At 59.0% G+C, this 21,379-nt stretch carries 20 protein-coding genes; 11 read left to right on the top strand and 9 right to left on the bottom strand.

Annotated elements, in window-relative coordinates; all coding sequences use genetic code 11:
- Window positions 1-44: 44 nt before the first annotated feature.
- The 4 genes from CGA21_RS03080 to potE all read right to left on the bottom strand — a co-directional run bounded on the left by CGA21_RS03080 (window position 45) and on the right by potE (window position 4,811).
- Window positions 45-323 (bottom strand): DUF3303 domain-containing protein, encoded by a 279-nt coding sequence (locus tag CGA21_RS03080; RefSeq protein ID WP_110752985.1) that lies wholly within the window; start codon window positions 321-323, stop codon window positions 45-47.
- A gap of 214 nt (window positions 324-537) precedes the next feature.
- Window positions 538-939, bottom strand: a complete 402-nt coding sequence (locus tag CGA21_RS03075; RefSeq protein ID WP_110752983.1) for a hypothetical protein — start codon at window positions 937-939, stop codon at window positions 538-540.
- Between the two features lie 180 nt (window positions 940-1,119).
- The gene (locus CGA21_RS03070) at window positions 1,120-3,405 is read right to left on the bottom strand and encodes an Orn/Lys/Arg decarboxylase N-terminal domain-containing protein (RefSeq protein WP_110752981.1); all 2,286 of its coding nucleotides are present in this window, start codon (window positions 3,403-3,405) and stop codon (window positions 1,120-1,122) included.
- Entirely contained in the window at window positions 3,402-4,811 is a 1,410-nt protein-coding gene (gene potE, locus CGA21_RS03065) for a putrescine-ornithine antiporter (RefSeq protein ID WP_033039173.1), read from the bottom strand. Before potE ends, CGA21_RS03070 begins: the two co-directional genes overlap by 4 nt.
- A 182-nt stretch (window positions 4,812-4,993) precedes the next feature.
- Between potE and CGA21_RS03060 the strand changes: the two genes are divergently transcribed.
- The 4 genes from CGA21_RS03060 (at window position 4,994) to CGA21_RS03045 (ending at window position 8,172) form a co-directional block, all read left to right on the top strand.
- Window positions 4,994-5,347: a hypothetical protein gene (locus tag CGA21_RS03060; RefSeq protein ID WP_110753147.1), complete on the top strand. Its 354-nt coding sequence runs from the start codon at window positions 4,994-4,996 to the stop codon at window positions 5,345-5,347.
- 206 nt (window positions 5,348-5,553) lie between these two features.
- Complete coding sequence (locus CGA21_RS03055) at window positions 5,554-5,970, top strand: organic hydroperoxide resistance protein (RefSeq protein ID WP_033039169.1); 417 nt, start codon at window positions 5,554-5,556, stop codon at window positions 5,968-5,970.
- A 694-nt stretch (window positions 5,971-6,664) separates the two neighbouring features.
- On the top strand, window positions 6,665-7,312 hold the full coding sequence (locus tag CGA21_RS03050) for a hypothetical protein (protein WP_110752979.1): 648 nt from the start codon (window positions 6,665-6,667) through the stop codon (window positions 7,310-7,312).
- A gap of 593 nt (window positions 7,313-7,905) precedes the next feature.
- Complete coding sequence (locus CGA21_RS03045; RefSeq protein WP_110752963.1) at window positions 7,906-8,172, top strand: DUF2790 domain-containing protein; 267 nt, start codon at window positions 7,906-7,908, stop codon at window positions 8,170-8,172.
- Between the two features lie 36 nt (window positions 8,173-8,208).
- Here the strand turns inward: CGA21_RS03045 and CGA21_RS03040 are convergent, their stop codons facing one another.
- The 5 genes from CGA21_RS03040 to CGA21_RS03020 form a co-directional block, all read right to left on the bottom strand.
- The gene (locus tag CGA21_RS03040; protein WP_188263496.1) at window positions 8,209-9,156 is read right to left on the bottom strand and encodes a LysR family transcriptional regulator; all 948 of its coding nucleotides are present in this window, start codon (window positions 9,154-9,156) and stop codon (window positions 8,209-8,211) included.
- Between the two features lie 63 nt (window positions 9,157-9,219).
- A complete protein-coding gene (locus CGA21_RS03035) occupies window positions 9,220-10,170 on the bottom strand; it encodes an aldo/keto reductase (RefSeq protein ID WP_188263495.1) in 951 nt (316 codons plus the stop codon).
- A gap of 31 nt (window positions 10,171-10,201) precedes the next feature.
- Complete coding sequence (locus CGA21_RS03030; RefSeq protein ID WP_110752957.1) at window positions 10,202-11,662, bottom strand: efflux transporter outer membrane subunit; 1,461 nt, start codon at window positions 11,660-11,662, stop codon at window positions 10,202-10,204.
- 19 nt (window positions 11,663-11,681) lie between these two features.
- Window positions 11,682-13,181 carry a DHA2 family efflux MFS transporter permease subunit gene (locus tag CGA21_RS03025; protein WP_188263494.1) on the bottom strand — a complete coding sequence of 500 codons (1,500 nt, stop codon included), beginning with the start codon at window positions 13,179-13,181 and terminating at the stop codon, window positions 11,682-11,684.
- Window positions 13,181-14,299: an HlyD family secretion protein gene (locus tag CGA21_RS03020; protein WP_188263493.1), complete on the bottom strand. Its 1,119-nt coding sequence runs from the start codon at window positions 14,297-14,299 to the stop codon at window positions 13,181-13,183. Before CGA21_RS03020 ends, CGA21_RS03025 begins: the two co-directional genes overlap by 1 nt.
- Before the next feature lie 250 nt (window positions 14,300-14,549).
- Here CGA21_RS03020 and CGA21_RS03015 point away from each other — a divergent pair, with 250 nt between their 5' ends.
- The 7 genes from CGA21_RS03015 to CGA21_RS02985 all read left to right on the top strand — a co-directional run bounded on the left by CGA21_RS03015 (window position 14,550) and on the right by CGA21_RS02985 (window position 20,785).
- Window positions 14,550-15,176, top strand: coding sequence for a TetR/AcrR family transcriptional regulator (locus tag CGA21_RS03015; protein WP_110752951.1), 627 nt, complete (start codon window positions 14,550-14,552; stop codon window positions 15,174-15,176).
- A complete protein-coding gene (gene mug, locus CGA21_RS03010; protein WP_188263492.1) occupies window positions 15,169-15,732 on the top strand; it encodes a G/U mismatch-specific DNA glycosylase in 564 nt (187 codons plus the stop codon). Before CGA21_RS03015 ends, mug begins: the two co-directional genes overlap by 8 nt.
- A gap of 375 nt (window positions 15,733-16,107) precedes the next feature.
- Window positions 16,108-16,587 (top strand): hypothetical protein, encoded by a 480-nt coding sequence (locus tag CGA21_RS03005; RefSeq protein ID WP_110752947.1) that lies wholly within the window; start codon window positions 16,108-16,110, stop codon window positions 16,585-16,587.
- A gap of 109 nt (window positions 16,588-16,696) precedes the next feature.
- Window positions 16,697-17,254, top strand: coding sequence for a polysaccharide biosynthesis/export family protein (locus tag CGA21_RS03000; RefSeq protein ID WP_110752945.1), 558 nt, complete (start codon window positions 16,697-16,699; stop codon window positions 17,252-17,254).
- 56 nt (window positions 17,255-17,310) lie between these two features.
- Window positions 17,311-18,402: a hypothetical protein gene (locus tag CGA21_RS02995; protein WP_188263679.1), complete on the top strand. Its 1,092-nt coding sequence runs from the start codon at window positions 17,311-17,313 to the stop codon at window positions 18,400-18,402.
- Window positions 18,403-18,422: 20 nt separating this feature from the next.
- Entirely contained in the window at window positions 18,423-19,985 is a 1,563-nt protein-coding gene (locus tag CGA21_RS02990) for a GumC family protein (RefSeq protein WP_188263491.1), read from the top strand.
- Between the two features lie 11 nt (window positions 19,986-19,996).
- A complete protein-coding gene (locus CGA21_RS02985) occupies window positions 19,997-20,785 on the top strand; it encodes a CpsD/CapB family tyrosine-protein kinase (protein WP_020798147.1) in 789 nt (262 codons plus the stop codon).
- Window positions 20,786-21,379: the final 594 nt, after the last annotated feature.

The following is a 21,379-nucleotide window of genomic DNA, read 5'->3' as shown; positions in this document are numbered from 1 at the left end:
GCTTCGAATCGAGGCGGCGAGCAGGTCTCGCCGCCTCGAGACCATTACTTGCCGGCAGCGGCTGCCAGCAACGGCGCCATCTGTTCGTCAGTCAGTGCCACTTGGACCTGCATGGTCATCAGGTCGCTCCATTGCAGTACCCATTTCTGGATCGATGCGGGATCGTCGGCCTCGGCCACGCCAAAACCGGCTTCGCCGCCGACAGCGTGCCAGCGTCCGAGCATCTTGACGCCTTCCGGTGGCGCACCACCGGTCTTGAGAAAGCGTTCGATCGCACTGTTGCGATTGGTCGTACTGATTTTCCAGCTAACGATGAACAACATCTGCCACCTCCTTCCAGGGATTGGCACCTGCCTGTCTTCGCGCACCGGGTTGGCGCCGGGACCTCGGTCACGTTTGCCCTGCCAGTGTCATCCTGTCTGGCCTGAAACGACTGCTCCCTGCAGAAGGCATAGCAGCGCCGCGCACTTTGCGTACGACCGCCGATCCTCTTTTACAGGGGCTGTATGGTCGCTGTCTCAGCGCTGAAACAGGCGATCAGGCGTCACGCAACAGGTCGTTGGCGTTGAGCAACTCGAAGGCGATTTGCGGACGCTTCTCCATGGCCCGGCGAATCGCCGCCGGGATCGCTGCCCGGGTCTTGCGGCACAGTCCTGGCAGTTCGTCGATGTGAATGCCGATACCGCGCATGGTCCGCACTTCATTGAAACCGGGAGCGATGGCCACGCGAATGCCCAATTGCTCGAACATCCGCCGTTGCAGGTGCTCGAGGTCCTGGAGGCTTTGCAGGTTTTCCAGGCGTTCGACCAGGCGCTTTTCCTCCGCGCGGGTCAGGAACAGGATGCGCACGTCCGCACCCGGTGTTTCCAGCAGCGGGTCACGCCCGCAGTCGCAGGCGCCGGGCGGGCAGGGTTGGCGGATCGGGGCAGAGGTGGTCATGGGATTCAATCATAGAGCGCAGTGATCGAATTTGCCCATAGTCTTTGGGACTGACGTAGATCTAGATGTGGGAGCGGGCTTGCTCGCGAAGGCGGTGTGTCAGTCAACTAAACAGTGGCTGACACTCCGCCTTCGCGAGCAAGCCCGCTCCCACAGGGGTTAGTGTGAAACCCGCTTATCTCATTTCAGTACCAGCATCCGATAAACCCCGGCCTCGGCTTCGATGCCGTGGGTGTCATGGGTGAACCCCGGGAAGGACCTGTCGAAGGCTTCCAGTGCCTTGAGATAGGCCAGCAGCGGCCCGTCGGCAGCGCCGGCGTTCTCACCCGGCATCAGCAAGGGAATGCCCGGCGGATACGGCACGATGCCGGTGGCGGCAATACGCCCGGCGGCTTGTTCCAGGGTGACCAGTTCGATGTCGTTGCGCACCAGTTTCTCGTAGGCCTCCACCGGGCTGAAGACGGCTTGCGGCAGAGTGCCGAACGCCTGGGCCATGGCCGAGGTGGTCTTGTGCAACTTCATGGCGGCGAAGATTTCGTCCGCCAGGTCCTTCAGGCCCATGCCGGCGTAACGGGTCTGGTTACCGGCCAGCAGGTCGGGCAGGCACAGCTCCAGTTCGACGTTGTCGTCATAGTCGCGCTTGAAGTCCAGCAGCGCGTTGACCAGCGTGCCCCATTTGCCCTTGGTGATGCCGATGGAGAACAGGAACAGGATAGTGAAGTCGGTGGTTTTCTCGACGACGATACCCTGGCGTCCGAGGTACGCCGTCAGCACACAGGCCGGGATGCCCGTGGCCAGCAGGTTGCCGTCGTCACCCATGCCGGGGCTGAGCACCGAGACCTTGATCGGGTCGAGCATGCAGTAGCCTTCCTCGATGTCGCCAAAGCCGTGCCACACCTCGTTGGGGTGCAGGACCCAGCATTTGGGCTCGGTCTTGAGCAGCAGCGGATCGACTTCGTGGAACGGCACCGTGGCATTGCCCACTTGCACGGTGGGTGGCTGCCAGCAGGTGAAGAACCAGTCGTCCTTGCTCGACATCTCGTGGTGCATGCGTGAGATGACCTGGCGGAACGACACGGCTTCTTCGATGGATTCGCTGGTGAGGATCTGCCCGCTGGGCGCTTCCATCATCGCCGAGCTGACGTCGCAGGAGGCCATGATCGCGTAGTTGGGCGAGGTCGAGGCGTGCATCATGTACGACTCGTTGAAGCGTCCGTGTTCGATCGGGTTACGGCCATTGCGCACGTGAATCATCGAGGCCTGCGACAGGGCCGCCAGCAACTTGTGGGTCGACTGGGTGGCGAATACGGTCGGCTTCGAAGCATCGTGGTCGTCCGGGCTGCCGTGCATGGCGTGGCGGTCGCGGTACAGCGGGTTGAAGCGCGCATAACCGTACCAGGCTTCGTCGAAATGCAGGCGGTCGACACTCTGGCCCAGCAGTTCTTCGACGCGGGTGACGTTGTAGGTCAGGCCGTCGTAGGTGGAGTTGGTGATGATCGCGTGGACCGGCGTCGGGTCGATACCTTCCTTGACCAGTGGGTTGTTGGCGATGGCCGCTTTCACGCCCTCGCTGCTCAGGGTTTGCGGGAGGATCGGGCCGATGATGCCGTAGCGGTTACGCGTTGGCACCAGATAGGTCGGCAGCGCCCCCGAAAGGGTCATCGCATGCTCGGCGGACTTGTGGCAATTGCGGTCGCACAGGGCGATCTGGTTACGCGTGACGCTGGCCATGAGGATCACGCGGTTGGACATCGACGAACCGTTGGTCACGTAGTACGTGCGATGGGCGCCGAACACCTTGGCCGCATAGCGCTCGCCCTGGCCAATGGGGCCACTGTGATCGAGCAGTGAACCGAGTTCACCGACCGAGATCGACAGGTCGGAACGCAACAGGTTTTCCCCGAAAAACTCGTAGAACGCCCGACCCGCCGTGCTTTTCAGAAACGCCGTGCCACCGGCATGACCGGGGGTGTGCCAGGAATATTCATAGGACCGGGCAAACTTCACCAGCGCGCCGAACATGGGCGGCAGGGCGGCCTGGCGATAGCGTTCGATGGCCGCCAGGATACGTCCGCTGAGGAAGCGGCTGGTGTCCTCCGGTAGCCAGATGAAGTCGTCGGCGTGTTGCATGACCAGGAGCGGAATGCTCGAGGCGGTCGTGCGGTCGCTGATCAGGAACACCGGCACGCGCGTGTTGCGCTCGCGCAGCTTGACCAGCAACTTGATGCAGTCTTCGTGACCTTCGCTGGTGTCCATTTCCCAGCTGATCAGCACGCATTGAACGGCCGGGTCCGACCGCAGGATCGACGCGGCATCGCTGAGGCTTTCCGAGGCCAGTACGCTGACGCCACGTCCCTCTACGTCACTGACCAATTGAGTCAGGGCGCGACCAAACACCGTGCGCTTGTCCGCTGGGTTGCTGACCACCAGCGCGAGCATCCCGAGTGAGTGTTTATATTCCGTCATGCGTGAATCTCCAGAGTGGCTTTTTTCAGGCTATTCACCGGCACCGGTTGGCCAGTGATGTGCTGCGCGCTGACGGTTTGTGTCGGCACGCTGTTGTTGAGTGCTTCAAGGCGAATCAGACGGTTGTTGACGAAGCCGAACAGGGTGTAGCCGAAAATGGTCGCCACGCCGCCGAGCATCAGCGCCTGTTCGCCGGAACTGTAGAGCGCCAGGTAGCTGTAGGCCGCCGCCACCCAGGCAATGATGTTGGTAGCCAGCGCCTTGCCGGCCGGTACGTTGGAGACCTTTTGCATGGTCATCAACGCGGCCATGGAGAGGATGTACGGCACCAGGTTGGTGACCACCGCGAGGTTGACCAGCGTGTCGAACTGTTTACTGAGGTCCGGGCTGATGGTGAGGAAACCCAGGGCCGTCTGCGCCGCCAGCAGCACCAGCATGCCGACGATGGGCGTCCCGGCCTTGTTGGCCTTGGCGAAGATCGACAGGAAGTAACCGGTGTCCGCCGAGCTCTTGTAGACCTGGGCAATGGTGAACTGCCAACCCAGCAGCGAGCCGATGCAGGCCAGTACCATCGCGGCCATCACAATGTCGCCAACCAGTGGGGTGAACATCTTCGCGAAGACCAGGCCGAACGGTGCGGTAGAGGCGGCCAGTTCCGGGTTATCGACGATGCCGGCAATCACGTTGGTGGAAACGATGTAGATCACTGCCGCACCCAGGGTGCCGCCGAGCACCGCGATCGGTACGTTCTTCTCGGGGTTTTCCACCGCATCGGTGTTGGCGCACGCTGACTCAAGGCCCAGGAATGCCCACAAGGTGATCGCCACCGAGGCACCCGCGGCGTCGTACCAGGCCATGTTGTGCGGGTTCCAGCCGGCGGCATACACGCTGCTGTCGAACCAGAACCAGCCAACGGTGGACACCAGCACCACCGGTGCAATCACGCCCCATACAGTGACGGAACCAATGCGGCCGGTAATGCGCGCACCGCCAAAGTTGGCGAACGTGGTGATCCACAGTAATGCGATGGTCGCCAGGCCCACTTGCAGTGAGTCCAGTTCAATGTGGAACAATTCCTGGATGTAGCCGACCGCGGTAATGCTGATCGCCACGTTGGCAATCAGCAACGAGAGACCATAGGTGTAGTTGGTGATGTAGTTACCGGCCTTGCCGAAGGTGTACTCGGCATATCCCCCCATGCCGCCGGTTTTTCGACTGAGCATCCCGCATCGCGCAAACGCGTAGGCCAATGCCAGTGAGCCGGTGGCTGTAATCAACCAGGAAAGAATTGATATCGATCCGACTTCCGCCAGTTTCGACGGTAGTAGCACAATGCCTGAGCCCAACATGTTGACCGCAGTCAACATCGTCAGTTGCCCCACACTCATTTTCTTTGCGACTGACATTCCGTTGCCTCATTAGTTGGCGGTGAGAGCTTATCTATAGCAAAGTTTTGAAATGTCGCAAGAAAATGACTTTCGGTTACTGACGCAAGTCAATCAATTGCATAGAAGGCATTATGCTGGCCCCCAGATTTCTCGCATGTTGCCAGAATCGCTTTATTTTCAGGCGGTTAGGTGGAATGCAAATGCGCAATGTCTGGGTCGCGCTGATCTCTTTCAGCGTTGCGGGTCTTACAGTTTCTGCCCAGGCCAGGGAACTGAAGCCCGGTGATACTTATATGTGCAGTTGGGGCGCGGGGACGGCGGCAAGAGCCCAGGAACTCAAGTTGTCCGGGGTTTCGCTGTATGCGGCACGGCAAAAAATCCAGGCGTACAAGTTTGCCAAGCCATGGATGCGGATGATGGCAATGGGCATTACCGAACAAACTTATGACAGCCCGACACGGCTCAAGCCTGCCGCGGTCCGGCAGAGTTTTTATGATGATTGTGTGAAGTACAAGTTGGCGAGTAAGCGCGAGCATGCTCGCGAAAAACTTTAGAGCGGCGCGGGGTGTCAAGCTCCCCGCGTAATCGTGGACCTTCATCGCGAGCCTGCTCGCGCCTGCAAAGTTTGCGTGTTGCAGGAGGGCCTTTGTCGGATCGGGCGCTGGGTCGGGCACCGCCGTCTATATTAAATGCCTGGCACCAAGCCGGAAGACTGATTCACCTGACATTGCATAAACCTCAATTCAATCAGGAGATCATCATGACCCAGCTCGACAAAGTCCTGTACACCGCAAAAACCCATACCACCGGCGGCCGGGACGGCGCCTCGCGCAGTTCCGACGGCATCCTGGACATCAAGCTGTCGTCCCCGGGCGCAGGCGGCGGTGGCACCAATCCGGAGCAGTTGTTCGCCGCCGGTTGGTCAGCCTGCTTCATTGGCGCGATGGGCGTGGCTGCCAAAGAACTGAAAGTGGCACTGCCCAAGGACGTGGCGGTGGATGCCGAAGTGGACCTGGGTACCAATGAAGGCGGCTATCTTCTGCAGGCCCGGCTGAATGTGAGCCTGCCGGGACTGGATCGCGAAACCGCACAGAAACTGGTCGACACCGGCCACAAGTATTGCCCGTACTCCAAGGCCACCCGCAACAACATCAACGTGACATTGAAGTTGGTCTGACTTGAAATAAACCAACGCGCTTGGCGACAGTGTGGAGAAGCAGTGTCGCCAAGACGCAGTCAATATTAAATACTCAATAATGGGTTGTTACTGTTGCGATGTTTCATATATGCCTAGAGGCTAAGTTGATCCGCAGGCACAAGAATTTTTTCTGTGCCCGGGATGCTTGAAATCGACAAACCCTGAAAATAGTATGACTGTTTATGGGCGGGCGGCGTCAACCAGCCCTCTAGCAATTGACTCCACTTTTTATTCCATGACAACTAGTGGATCCAATTACAAGTGTCGACGCTCATGTAATCCAACGAGCTCAGCTGTCATGGGCCTCAACGGGTTAGTTGGTGGCAGATCATCCATGTCGGTGGCGCCCGACGCCGCTACCGCTTGTCGGTGCTGTGGTTAAAAAATGAACATTTGCGCGCTGTAGGCCTCTGATCCTGCAGCACGGCATCCATGGCCGGCTCTCGCAATCGAAAAAAAGAAGCGGAAATAGAACCTCAAATGCAGTTAATGCAGATGGGGATTTTTTTACCCGAAAATTGAGAGGTAGTCACTAAGATGTCATCAACTCCCTGACTGAACCAATAGGATATCGATAATAATCTATTGGTCGGTTTTCCTGTATGAGCAAGGTCGAACAGAAAAAACTGCTGCTTGACCGATCTGTACTGTCGAACAAGGTGGAGAGATTCCCGTGGCAATAAATACAATGATGAGCCTGATCGAACATAAAGAATTCATGGAGTTTTTGCGGCTGGGCGTTGTGTATGTTCATTTGCTCGCCTGTTGTGTGGCGATAGGTTTGGTGTTCACCAGTGATATTGCAATGGTCAGGGATATATTGAAGCGTACAGTGTTCACTGAACATGACAATGCGCACATGGAAAGTCTTCAGAAGTCTGTTGTGGTTGCGTTGATCTGTCTATGGGTGACAGGCACTGCCATCATCGGCATCGACTACCTCGACAAAGGCCTCGAGTACTTCATGAATCCGAAGCTTCAGGCCAAGGTGATCATTGTCGTGCTGCTGACCTATAACGGCGTTCTGCTGCACCGACTGGTATTGCCGGCCCTGCAAAAGGCAGGCTCCTTGCTCGACCTCGGATTCAGCGCCCGAATGCTTGCCCTGTTTTGTGGGGCACTATCGGCGGTGTCGTGGCTGTACGCCGCCATGCTCGGCGTCGGCCGTCCTTTGGCCTGGAAATACTCGCTCTCCGACCTGTTGATGGCGTACCCGGTTCTGATCATGCTCGGTTTCTTGACGATGCTGGCGCTGACTCAGCGAGCCAAGCGCCACAACACGACCGTCACGCCGCAATGGGCGGCAGCCGGCATGCAATGACTGGGTGACGCGCGAACGCCGGGTTCGTTGGCGCTGAAGTGAAGACGGTCCTGGCGGCAGGTTTTGCGAAGTAACGTCGCCAGGACCTGAAAGCATTCGGTGGCCCAGGCCAAGTGGCACCACTCTGACAGGGCGCTCGCGCAGCGCCAAGGGGCAGGCCTTGGGCCTGCTGTGCATCGGGATGATGCTGGCGGGCGTCATCAGGCTCAAACGGGTGCAATCAAACCGAGGCTCTATCTTCGTTGACAGGCAGGCTTGCCGATAGAGGTGGCCTTGAGCATGTGTGTTTTTCGCCGCTGTGCACCTGCAACGACAGGGGCTAGACTGCCGCGATAAAACCAAAATAACGACGTGACCTGCCTTGTATGAAAATCCACCCGTTACCCCCTCTCAATAGCCTGGTCGCGTTTGAAGCGGCAGCGCGCCATTTGAGTTTTACCCTGACGGCACATTCCTACGCATTCTGTTAACAGTGTTTATCCGCCAGGACGCTGTTTGGCGCCCGGGCAATCCCCTAGCATCGTCTCTACCGAAGGAACCCGGACCAAGGGTTCCAGAGGTACTCATCCACCCTGAACGAGACGGTGAACCCCATGAAAAGAATCGCGATTTTCCTTGCACTCAGTTGCATCGGTGCCCAGGCCTTTGCCGAAGAAAGCCATGCCAGAATTTCGGCCAATAAGCCACCGATCGAGACCTACACCTACGGTTCGAGACTGGACATCAAGAAGGTCATTTCCCTGACCGATGTCGCGCCAGAGTGTGGTCCGGTTTCGGCGCAGATGACCTACGAAGATTCCCAGGGCCTGCGCCATGTCATGCAGTATCAAGTCATGGGCACTGGGTGCTCGAACGGTTGAGTACGGCGGTGACGGTGGAGGGTCGACACTCCATCCTCAGATGTTTGCAGGGCGTTTTGATGAACGGGCAATTTTGTCATCGTCAGCCAGCAACCCGGGCAGGTAGTCCTTGAGAAACTCCACCCAGGTTTTTATTTTTGCATCGACGAATTTTCGTGAAGGGTAGATGGCAAACAGGTTCAACTCTTCAAAATGGTACTGCGGCAGTACCCGAACCAGGGTGCCTGCCTTGAGGCCGGCCACGGCGGACGCGATCGGCTGGATGCCAATGCCCATGCCGCGGGTGATGGCGACGGTCATGGCATCGGCGGTATTGACGTGAAACGGCGACACCGGTGTGTTGACGGCCTCCACGCCTTCGGGCCCTTCGAATACCCAGTGCTCGGCCGGCATCACCGTGTTGACGATTCTCAGGCAATCATGTGTGCCAAGCGAACCCGGCGTGTCGGGTACTCCGCGTTTTTCCAGGTAGGTGGGCGATGCGCAGAGAATGCTGTAGGTGATGCCCAGCCGCTGGGCGACGAAGCCTGAGTCGGGCAGGTCGCGCGCCAGCACGATCGACATGTCATAACCTTCTTCCAGTAGATCGGGCAGCCGATTGGTCAAGGCCAGGTCAAACAGGACCGAGGGGTGTGTCTCGCGGTATTTGGCAATGGCGTCGATCACGTAGTGGTTGCCGATGGCCGACATCGCGTGAATCTTCAGGCGGCCCACGGGGGTGACCTGTGCGGTGCCTGCTTCCTCCTCCGCATCTCGCAGTTCTTCCAGAATCTTCTCGCAGCGTTCCAGATAGCGCGTGCCGGCTTCGGTCAAGGCCAGGCGCCGGGTGGTACGGTTGATCAGGCGGGTTTGCAGGCGGGCCTCGAGACTGGAGACCGCCTTGGAAACGTTGGTCGTGGTGGTGTCCAGCAAATGCGCGGCTGCGGTAAAGCTGCCGCTCTGGGCGACCGCCAGGAAAAATCGCATGCTCTGGAATACATCCATCGTTGTCGCCTCATGGGTCAACTGGAAAAAAAGGACGGCACATGACCGTCCCCTCGAGGCCTGTCATTGTTTGCGTGGGATGAACCCCGGTACTCCGGTTTCCACCACGGAATTGAAGCGTATCCGCGTTGTGATCTCCTGGCGAATTTCCAGCATGGCCCTGTGGGGCAGGGTGGTGATATCGAAGTTTTCCTGGATATGGTCGGGTGTCGCCGAGGTGGTCAGGAACGCGACACCGCGCTGTACCGCCCAGGCCAGTGCGACCTGGGCCGGGGTTCTTTGCAAGTGCCGGGCGATGCCCAGGATCACTTCGTCCTCCAGCACGTTCGGTTCCATGCCGTGGCCCAGCGGCGCGAAGGCCAGGAGGATGATCCCGTGTTCCTTGCAGTACTCCAGCAATTCCCATTCCGGCAGGTACGGGTGGGATTCGACTTGCACCACCGCGGGTTTGATTCGCGCCACGGCGACGATTTCTTTCAGCGCCTGCAAGGTGATGTCCGACAGGCCGATGGACCTGCAACGACCTTGATCGACCAGTTGCTCAAGGGCCCGCCAGGTGTCGATCAGGGTTACACCGGAGTCGTAGAGGACATGGCCGAAGGGATCCCTGGGGTCCTGGTCGTCCCCGGCCTGGAACGCGAAGGGCGTGTGGATCAGATAGCAATCGATGTAATCCACCTGCAGCCGTCGGCAACTGGCTTCAAAGGCCGGCAACACCCGCTCGGGGCGGTGGTTGGTGTTCCACAGCTTGGTGGTGATGAACAGGTCTTCGCGCCGGGCCTTGCCCGCGTCCATGAAAGCTTGCAGGGCAACGCCGACCGATTCCTCGTTGCGATAACGCTCGGCGCAATCGAAATGACGGAACCCGGTTTCCAGCGCGTGGGTGATCGCCTGGGTGGTGACGCCGAGGTCTTTGAACAGGGTGCCGAACCCCACGGCGGGCATCTGCCCCGAACCGTGATTGAGGGCAAACCGGGTATCTCGCAGTTCATCGTGAAAGGCTTCGTAGGACATGTCTTGACTCCAATTACCGAGGCCGCAGCCTCTACTGATACGAATGTTGTGGTGCCTGGCGGCTGGCCAACCGTTGTTCGAACACGCCGACGGAGTTGCCGCCGAGGGCTACAAACAGCTGCACGGTGTCGAGGTACTGCGCGGTCTTGACGCGGATCTGGCTCAGCAGCGCCTGTTGGTAGGCACGCTCGGCTTCGAGCACCTGGAGCGTGCTGTTCTCGCCCTGGGCGTAGGCTTGGCGGTTCAGACGCAAGCTGGTGTCGGCCGCTTGCAATGCATCCTCCTGGGCGCGAAATTCCTGCGCGTCGTGGTTGATTGCTTGCAGCGTATCCGCAACCTGGCCGAACGAGCTGATGACGGTCTGCTGGTAGCCAGCGAGCGTGGCGTTGTAACCCTCGACGGCGGCCTGTTGTTCCGCCTTGAGGGTGCCACCGTTGAAGATCGGCCCGGCGATTCCCGCCGCGAACCCCCAGAGTGCGGCGCCGCCATTGCCTGATGCGGCCTGGGCCAGGGAGGCGGACAACGTCACCCGCGGATAGAGATTGGCGGTCGCCACGCCGACCGCGGCGCTGGCGATGTGCAGCTCGGCCTCGGCCTGGCGCACGTCCGGACGGTCGTGGGCCATTTCCGAGGGCAGGCTGACCGGCACGTTCGACGGCAAGGCAAATTCGTCGAGGTCAAAGTCCGGCGCAATCCAGTCAGCCGGGCCATTGCCCGTCAGGATCGACAGCGCATGGCGCGCAGCATCCCGTTGCTGGGCCAGGGGCGGCAACAACGTGCGGTCCTGGGCAAGCCGGGTCTCTGCCAGCGACACGTCGACCTGGGTGGTGCTGCCGCTGGCATGGGCCGCGCGCACCAGTTCGAGGTTGCGGGTGTCGTTGTCCAGCAAAGTCTCCACGGCCTGCATCTGCGCATTGGCAGAAGCCACCAGCAACGCCTGGCTGGCGACCTCACCGGTCAGGGTCAGGTACGCGGCTTCGTAACGATGCTTTTGCAAGTCGCTAAAGGCTTGCTGCTGTTCGACGAGCCGCTTGTTGCCACCGAAGACATCGAGGTCGAAACCGACCCGTGGCCCGATCGCATAGAAGTTCGAGACCGAGGGCTCCTTGGCGTTATGCACCCGTTGGCGACCCGCTGCCGCAGCGAAGTCGACCTGCGGATACAGCGCACCTCGTGCCGCAGCCACCGATTGTGATGCCTGCCGTATCGTTGCATCGGCAGCGACCAGCTCCAGATTGCCGTCGATGGCCCGGCGTACCAGTTGGTCGAGCTTGGGCGAGCCAAAGGCGGACCACCATTGCCCGGTGACCTTGTTGCCCAGGGCAATGCGCTGCAACCCCCCATGGCCAAGGCGCTGCTCGGCCTGTTGATCGTAGTGCTGCGACTGGCTCGTCGGCGGGGCCTTGAAGTCAGGGCCGACGGTACAGGCAGAGAGCAAGACCATTGCCGACACTGCCGCGATTTTCGTTGGGAACAGATGACAGGATTTCATTGCACAGACTCCACGAAAATTAGTTGGCCGGTATCGGTTTGCGCAGAAAGACCACCAGCGGGCTGACCACCAGCATCGCCACCAACAGGAGCTTGAACTGGCCGATAACGGCGATGAACGCGGCCTGGTGGGTGATCATGTGGTTAAGCCCTTCGAGTGCCGGCAACGACATCGACGCCGTGCCCCCATGCGCGGCAGCGCGATAGGACGTCACATTGGCGGCCAGTGCCAGGTGCATCGCCTGGGTATTGTTGAAGAAGAAAATCTGCACAATCGCTACGCCCAGGGTGCTGCCGTAGACCCGCGAAAGATTGAACAGGCCGGTCCCCTCCGCCCGAAGTGCGGGGTCAAGGGTGCTGAACGCGACCTTGGTCAGTGCCGGCATCAGCAGGCCGATGCCGATGCCCTGGATGGCCCCGGCAACCGCCACCGGCGACCAGTCCATCAAGGGCGAATAGTCGAGCATCAGTCCGTTGGCAAAGATCACCAGGGCCACGCCTGCCGCCACGAACAGCCGGCGATCGAAACGCTCGGGCACCCAGCCCATTAGCACAAACGCACCCACCAGCCCGATGCCACGCGGGATGGTCAGGGCACCGGTGGTGTCTGGCGGGTAGCCGAGAATTTCATCGAGCATCGGCGAGGTCAGCGCCATGGTCGACAGCAGCACGAAACCCACGGCGAAAAAGATCAGCGTCGACAGCACGAAATTGCGATCACGGAACAGGCGCTTGTTGAGGAAATGCGTCTTGCTGGTCAATACGTGCACCATGAACAAGTACAACCCCAATCCACAGGCCAGTGCCTCGATCCAGATTTCCGGCGAATCGAACCAGTCCAGGCGTTCGCCGCGGTCGAGCAGCATCTGCAGGCCGATCAAGGCCAGGGTGAAACTGCCGAAACCGAAGAAGTCGAAAGAAGGCGCTTTCTCGGGTTTTTTCTCGGCCAGTAGCAGGGCCACGACCAAAAAGATGTACGCCGACAACGGTAGGCTGATGTAGAAGATCGGGCGCCAATCGAAATGCTCGGCGATCCAGCCACCGATGCTCGGGCCGCTGACGATGCCCAGGAGCACGATGGCGGTCCAGGTCGCACCAAATTTCATGCGCTTCTCGGGCGCCAATGTCTCCATGGCAATTGCCATCGACAGGGGCGCCAGCACGCCACTGGCCAGGCCCTGGATGATCCGCGCACCGATAAATTGCAGCGGCGTCGTGGCCACCGTCGCGAGCAGCAAGCCGAGGACGAAGACAGCCAGCGCGGCTTGATAGACAAGCTTCAGGCCAAGACGCCCGGCAAGCCACTGGGCAATCGGCAGGGTAATGGCGCTCGCCGCGAGGTACGCCGTGAAAATCCATCCGGCCTGGTCGTCAGTCATCGACAGGGTGCCTTGAATCAGCCGCAGCACCGCATTGGGCAGCGGCAGGTTGGCGGACTGCATGTAAGTGGCGAGCAGCACCGCCAATCGAAGCGAGTGCGCACGGCCCGGATCCGCGGATGTCTGTGCGTGGGCGTTCATCAGAAGTTACCTGCGGTCAGCAGCGACTTGAGCGGGTGCCACCATGGCGTGCGATGTCCGGTATCGACCTCGACCGTGGCACTGGTGCCGGAAAACAGTGGCAGGGCAGGGTCCGCGTCATCCAGTTCGAGGCGAACCGGTACCCGCTGGACCACCTTGACCCAGTTACCGGTGGCGTTTTCCGGCGGCAGCAGGGCGAAGTCCGACCCGGCGCCGGGGCTCATGCTCGTCACGTGGGCCTTGAACACGTGCCCGGGGTAAGTGTCGATGCTGATGCGCGCTTCCTGACCCGCACGCATGTGCGTGACCTGGGTTTCCCGGAAGTTGGCCTCGACCCAGATCTCATGGTCGCTGATCAACGCGAAGGCTGGCGCACCGCTGTTGAGGTAGTTGCCTACCTGCAGGTCGTCGACCTTGGCGACAACGCCGTCGGCCGGCGCATAGACCGTGGCGTAGGAAAGGTACAGCTGCGCTTCATCGAGCTGCGCCTTGGCTTCACGCACCGAAGGGTGACTGTCGGCCTCGATGTTCGGGTTGCCGTCCAGGGCGACGACGGTGCTGGCGATCTGTTGTTCGATCGAGGCGATGCGTTGCCGCGCGATCTTCAGGTCGGTTTCCGCGCGCTCATAAATGGCCCGGGAAACGAAGTCGGTCGCAACCAGCGCTTTCTTGCGGGCGAATTCCTTCTGGTCGAAGTCCGCCGACTCTTTGGCCGATTGCAGTTCAGCCAGCTGTTGACGGTAGCTGGCCTTGAGTCCGTCGATGCGCAGCCGCGCGACACTCAGTTGCGCTTGAGCACGATCGATCGCGATCTGCAAGGGCTTGGGGTCGAGGCGAAACAGCACTTGGCCTTTGTTGACCTTCTGGTTGTCCTGGACGGCGATGTCCACGACCTGCCCGGAAATCCGTGCATTGACCGAGGCCTTGGCCACCCGGGCGTAGGCGTTATCGGTGGTGACGAAGGGTTCGCCAGCCACGTAGTAGGCATAGCCAACGACAGCGAGAAGGGCAGGCAGGCCCACCATGAGCCAGGGCCGCAGCTTCTCCTTAAGGGGTTTGTTGATCGGCGATTGGGCCTCATAGGCCTGCGAAGCCGTGATGTCGATGGATTGAGTCATGATCGAATGCACCTTTAACCGGGAAGGCGGGCCTGCAGCAATCGCCTGGCACCGACGTCAATGAATGTTGTGGTAAAGCAAACCCGCAGGTGCTTGGGAGGATCGCTCCGGCACCGCTGTTTCGTCGCTGCAACACCCGGTTTGAGCTGCGCTTGAACAAACATGGATCAAGGAATTTGTGGTTCCTTATTTTTGTGCGATGGTGTAAAAATATCCGCTCATCCAACTTCCTGCAAGGATTTTATGCGACATGGCACAAAATAAAGTGACAGCGGGCAAGGGCCGCGGCCGCCCCCGCGCGTATGACCCGCAGACAGCGTTGCAACAAGCGCTCGGTGTGTTCTGGAGCACTGGCTATTCGGGCGCATCCCTGGACAGCATCGCCACCGCGGCCGGGATGAATCGACCCAGCCTGTATGCGGCCTTTGGTGACAAACATGCGCTGTACATCAAGGCGCTCGAGCAGTACTGGGAGTTTGCCGCCGCCGACATGCAGGCCGCGCTGGCCGACAACCAACTGACGTTGCGCCAGGCGCTGATGCGTTTCTACGAGGGACAGTTGTCGATCTACTTTTCGGGCGACGGTCAGCCACGTGGCTGCTTTGCGATTGGCACGGCGACCACCGAGGCTGTCGAGGATCCGCAGATCCGAGAGGTGCTCAGTGATCGCCTGAGCAGGTTGGATGCCGATCTGGAGGCGCGCCTGCGTACGGCCATTGCATCTGGCGAATTAAAGGATGATGTCGATGCAGGAGCACTGGCTGTGCTCGCTTCATCGCTGCTGCACAGCATTTCGATCCGTGCGCGAGCCGGCAAGTCGCGTGAGGAGTTGACGGCGCTCGCACGCAATGCGGTCGGTGTGATCTGCGGTGAGTGAAGGGCTCGACGATATACTGGCGCCACAATTGGACGTGGTTTTTTGCGGCATCAACCCAGGCATGACTGCCGCGGTCCAGGGTCATCATTTTGCCGGTCGGGGCAATCGTTTTTGGCGCACATTGCACCTCGCCGGTTTTACGTCACAACAACTGCAGCCAGAGCAAGACCAGGACATTCTGCGCCATGGCTGTGGTTTGACGGCCGTGGTCCAGCGGCCGACGGCGCGGGCGGACCAGCTGTCGGTCCATGAGTTTGTCGCAGCCGCGTCGGCTTTCGAACAAAAGATCGCCGTTTTTGCGCCACGTTGCGTGGCATTTCTCGGTAAGGCGGCGTACTGCGCCTTGTCCGATCAGCGCGACGTCGCCTGGGGACCACAGCCAAAGACATTCGGCAATTCCGCGGTCTGGGTCCTTCCCAATCCCAGCGGGCGAAATCGTGCCTTTTCCCTTGAGCAATTGGTCGCTGTGTACAGTCAACTGTATGTGGCAGTAGGCGCGCCCTGTTTTAACGCCAGGGGACAGAAAAGCCCCAGTGTGCGCCAAGGACGCGCCTGACGCCGTTTTTCCGGCCCCGAATATCGCTCGCCCAGACCCGTTCCGTGGCCCTTTGTGGCAGTGGTCGGCTGTCCGATAGGAGGCGATCAACGCAACACTCCACGGCATCTTCGTTGCATTGTTTTATTTGTGCGATGGGTGATTTGACGGCGTTTTTACAAGAGGCCATTGCATGCATAAACACTTGCTGACTCTGACGATTCACTTAGGCTGCTTGCGGCGTTTTTTTGACGTTATCTGCCGCCGATTTATATTTCTATTTATTATTGTGACGTGCTATTGACGTACTGGCTATCTGCTTATAGGCTCCATTTAGCCTGATTTAGATTTCCTCAATCGACTCATCCCAAACCCTCAGCGCAGGGAGGCGGTTATATGCGGACGACAGTTTTCATTAAGTTGATTGTGTTATTTGCGACTCTGAATGGAGTAGCCGTTGCCACTGCCCAAGCAGCCAATTTGCCCTATGAAATTAGTCGCATAAGTAGCGCTTGCGAGGGTGCAAGGACTCAGGCAGCCGTGGCCTCGACCGAGGCTGCGACTGTGGCGTCGACGAACCTTGGTACAGCCCATGGTGGCTCTTCGCTAGATGCCAAAAGTGCCAAAATTTCCAGCGCTGATAATGGATCCAAGTCGGGGGTAAATGCTTCCGTCAATAGTTCAGCGTGCGACGGTTTAATGACGGAAGTTGCCAAGCAGCCGTTCGTGATTGACTCAGTCCAGGACAAAGGGCTGTCGGGTGATTCGGCGTTTCACAACACTCAACCCAATGCAGTCCCGGTCTCTGCGGTTGTTTGGTTATTCTCTTCCGCCCTATTAGGTTTCATCGTTGTCGCCAATCGGCGCAAGATTTAAGTGTCAGTTTTGCGAAATAGTTTTTCTTGTGGGTGCTACAGGCCTAAAGAGGACGCTGATTGTAACGGTTGATCCTCATTAGATGAGCTAACCAGGCGGAGGAATCCAGATGCTGCGTTTAATGTTACCTGCACTGTGTGCGCTGGCTATTGTGCCCGGCGTGGCCCGTGCCGCCGAAGACAACTCCTATCTCCTGAACGCTGGAGACAAGGTTGAAGTGTCCATTTGGGGCGAACCAGCGGAAAAAATAGAGCGCGTAGATGTGCTGCCCAATGGCTACGTCACTCTGAAGCTGGCGGGGCCGGTCAAGGTCAAAGGGCTTGATACGGCTCAAGCTGAAAAGATAATCACTGAAAAGCTCACGAAATATTATCCAGATCCGGTGGTCAGCGTTGTGGTCACCGAGGCCAAGGGCAATGTCGTCTATGTCCAGGGCAAGGTACTCAAGCCCGGCAAGGTGCAGATGAACGGTGAGACCGATGTACTGCAAGCCTTGAGCGAGGCCGGTGGGTTGGACAAGTTCGCTGACAAGGACGAAATCAAGCTCTTGCGGCGCGAAGGGAAAAAACAGAAAGTACTGCTCGTCAACTACGACGATCTGATCGCCGGACGTGACATGTCCACTAACTTTGAACTTCAGGCCGGCGATACGCTGGTCGTTCCCTGACATTGCGCGATGCATTAAGGATTAACTTGCGTTCATTGCAAACAACCGGAGTGGTGATGGCAATATTGACTTTGCCATGTTCCGGCATGACCTACGCCGGCACCTGGCAGTCGGCAGTTGCGCTGCCCATGACAGTCGAGCACGACAGCAATCCATTGCTCTTGACGAGTGACGAGAAAGCGATCACGCGAACGATCATTGCCCCCGATTACACGCTGGTGGGTAATTTTGATCGGGACCAGTGGAAGTTTGGCCTCGGTGTCAATGTGGAGCGCTCGTCCGATACCGACGTCGTGTCCAATCGAGAAGACCCGAGGCTGTCGTTTGGCTGGCAGCGTGAGACCGAAAAGGGTGGCTATGGACTCACGGCGAGATACATCGAGAGTTCGACGCTTTCCACTGAAGTCCAGCAAACCGGTGTCACAGACTCGACCGATGGTACGCAAAAGCTCTCGAATATCGGCGGTAACTGGCGCTCCGCGGTGACCGAGCGCAGCACCCTGGTCGACGAAATCGACCTCACCCATGTCGAATACGACACCGCCTCGCTGACCAACTACGACGAGCTGACCAACCGTCTGAGCTGGCTTTATCAATGGAATGAGCGCGTCGAACTGTTCACCCGATTCGAAGCGACGCGTTATGAGCCCAAGGACGACACCAGCACCCTCGGCTCCTCGAACAGCTACACCCCGGTGGTCGGCGTGAACTACCAGATCTCCGAGCGATTTACGGGATCTGTGTACGGCGGTATGAACAAGGTATCCAATAGCAAAAGTGGTCCCACTGGCCAGGGTGGCGTGAGCCTGCGTTACACCGGTGAGCGTGTCGAGACCAGTGCCGAAGCCAGTCGCAGCACGATCGCCAACGGGGAGAACGGCCTGGTCGAGTCCGATGAGCTTCGGGGTAATTGGAGTTATCTGCTCGACGAGACCAGTCGTGTCGGTGTTGATGGCTCCTGGCAAAAAACCAAAGGGGACGCGCCCAGCACCTTTCGCACATATGGCGCGTTTGTGAGTCGCGAGCTCTCGCCTTTTTGGCTTGCACGCCTATCCTTCACCTACAAAGAGCGCGAGCGAGACGGCTTGCCAAATGCCGATGCCAACATCATAGGGATGACCTTGATCTATAGTCACCCCGACTTCTGACCTTCAGCAGCGTGGTATTTATGTCCTCTGAATACGAAATGTCGGTCAACGACTACATTGCAGTAATCAAGCACCGGGCCTGGCTGTTGATTGTGACGGGGGCCGTGATAATCGGGGCGGCTGTATTGGTGGCGACCTCCATGCCACCGATCTATCAGTCGTCCGGAACTATCCTGGTGGAATCTCAGCAGATTTCGCCGGACCTGGTGGCGGGGAACAACAATACCTTTGCTGACGAGCGCATCGAAGTCATCCGCCAGCGTGTGATGACCCGTGAGCACTTGGAGGCGATCATCAACAAGTACAATCTTTTCGAAACGGGCAGCCGGCGCCTGACCCTGACCGAAAAGATCGAAGAGATGCGCAATGCGATTTCCGTCGCCCTGGTCAGTGCGGCGGTGAAGGGGCGAGGCGAGGTAACGATTGCCTTTCGCCTTGCCTTCGAGCACAGGGAGCCAGAAGTCGCGAACGAAGTGGCCAACGAACTGGTGACGCTGTTCCTCAATGAGAACATCAAGCAGCGCACCGAGCGCGCCAGTGAAACCACGGAGTTCCTGACCCAGGAGGCGAACAAGCTGCGCACTGAGCTGGAAGTGCTGGAGAACAAGCTGGCTGACTTCAAGCAGGCCCATGGCAACGCGCTGCCTGAGCATCAGGAACTGCGCATGAACATGTTGTCGCGCTCTGAACTCGAACTCAAGGATATCGACCGTGACTACAAGGCGGCCAACGAGGAGTTGCGCTTCCAGGACCTGGAACTGTCGGCGGCCCATGCCGGTCTGTCGACCAAGGCGGGCACAGCAGGTGCGGCCGCTGAACCGGTAGAGGATCTGGCGAGCCTCAAGGCCGAGTACGCCCGGCTGCTGACGATCTACACCGAAGCCCACCCGGATGTTCGGACGATCAAACGCAAGATCGCCGCCATGCAGGCCAGTCAAGGTCGCGGCGGTTCCGTCACGCCGGTCAGCCTGGACGTTGCCAGGGTCCAGGCGCGCATTGCCGCCTCGGAACAACGCATGCGATCGCTGGCCGCGCAGAAGCAGCAGTTGCTGGACAAGATCGCGACCCTGGAAAGCCAGATTCTCGAGGCGCCGCAAGTGGAACGTGGCTTGGTCACGCTGATGCGCGACCATGAAAACGCACGCAAGAAATACGAAGAAATCCGCACCAAGGAGATGAGTGCGAAGATTACCGAAAGCCTGGAGCAGGAAAACAAAGCCGAGCGTTTTGTGCTGCTCGAAGCGCCGCTGATGCCGGAAAAACCGGTACGGCCGAACCGCAAGAAAGTCGTGGCCCTTGGCTTTGTCCTTGCGCCGGTAGGGGCGGGTGCACTGGTGATGCTGCTGGAGATGCTGAGCCAGCGCGTACGGGGTGTCGACGCGCTGACCAGTGTGTTGGGCAGGCGCGTACTGGTTGCCATTCCCTACATTCATACCCAGGCGGAACTGGCTCGTCGCAAACAGTGGCGAACGATACTGGTGCTCTGTGGCGTCTTGATGATCGTGGTCTCTCTGGTGCTCCTGCACTTCTTCTACATGCCACTGGATTTGCTGATGTTCAAGGCTCTGGCGCGGTTTGAATAAGGAATATTGCGATGGAAATTATTAAGCCACCTCTGGGTAAGGGCGAACAATCGCCTTCGTCAGGCTTGGTGCTCTCTTCATCCGGACAGCCTGCACCGCTCAATGCGCTCAGTTACGTACAAACCAAGGTTGTACCGTTGCGGGCCGAGCACCTGGAGCGCCATCGCATTGTCGCCTACAACAAGAATTCGAACATGGGCTGGGCGTTCGATCTTCTGCGTACCCAGGTCCTCAAGGCGATGGAGGAAAATGGTTGGCGCACGCTGGCCATTACCTCGCCGACGCCGGAGGCGGGCAAGTCGGTGTTGGCGATCAACCTGGCAATGAGTATCGCGCACCACACCACCAAGACGGCGCTGCTGGTGGATTTCGATCTGCGTTGTCCCAAGGTCGGTAGCTACCTGGGGCTGCCGATGGAAAAATCGCTCAATGAATTCCTGACCAACGAAGCAGAGCTGCAAGAGGTCCTGGTCAATCCGACCTTGCCGCGTTTTGTGGTCCTGCCGACGCGCGAACCGATTCCGCTCTCCACCGAGGTGTTGTCTTCGCCGGTGGTGGGCGATTTGATCGTTGATCTGCGCGAACGCTACAACTCTCGTGTTGTGATCTTCGATTTGCCGCCGGTGCTGAGTTCGGATGATGTGATAACTATCCTGCCCAAGTTCGACTGCGTCTTGCTGGTGGTTGCCAATGGCATGAATACCAAGAAAGAGATCGAGGAGAGTCTGCATCATCTGGGCAGGGCGAACCTGATTGGTACGGTGCTGAACAAGTCGGGGCCGGCGAAACGGCCTTACTAGGAATTGCCGCACGGCTCGCAGTTGTCCCCGATCAACTGTGGGAGCGAGCCTGCTCGCGAAGGCGGCCTGACGGCCGACCTATTGTTTGTTGACTGTGTACATATCCATTGCTGCGGTAACGGCTGGATTTCGCTTTTACCGTAGGAGCCAGGCTTGCCGGCGAAGGCGTCCAGGCGGCCAATGGGGATTTTGTGACTGAGTACATATCCATTTCTGCGGTAACGGCCACTTATGGTTTCGCCCTTACGGCGAGTCACTTGGAAGAGCCCCAAGTAACCAAGGGCTCTTGCCCCTGGCGTTCGGTGCCTCGCTAAGGCTCGGCATGCCCTCGCTCCGGTCCTGCTCCGTGGGTCGCCGCGATGGGCCATCCCTGGCCCAGCGCGGCTAAACCGGCATCCTTGCCGGTTTACCCACTGCGCAGAACCGGAACGAAGCCTCTCGATATAGGTTGTCCGTTCCTTTCCTCTTCCATACTTCGGTGTCTGGAAGTCAGTTTTGATCAGGGAAGGAACATGCACCTGTGGGCTACGAATATGCCTCTCAAGCACGTGATGATTACCCCCTCACTTTCGAGCCCCCAGGTGCGCTTGCGCC

The organism is Pseudomonas sp. PSB11 (assembly GCF_014596605.1).
Classification (GTDB): Bacteria; Pseudomonadota; Gammaproteobacteria; order Pseudomonadales; family Pseudomonadaceae; genus Aquipseudomonas; species Aquipseudomonas umsongensis.
Note: the sequence above shows the minus strand (reverse complement) of the source record. Positions and strands in the feature narration are given on the sequence as shown.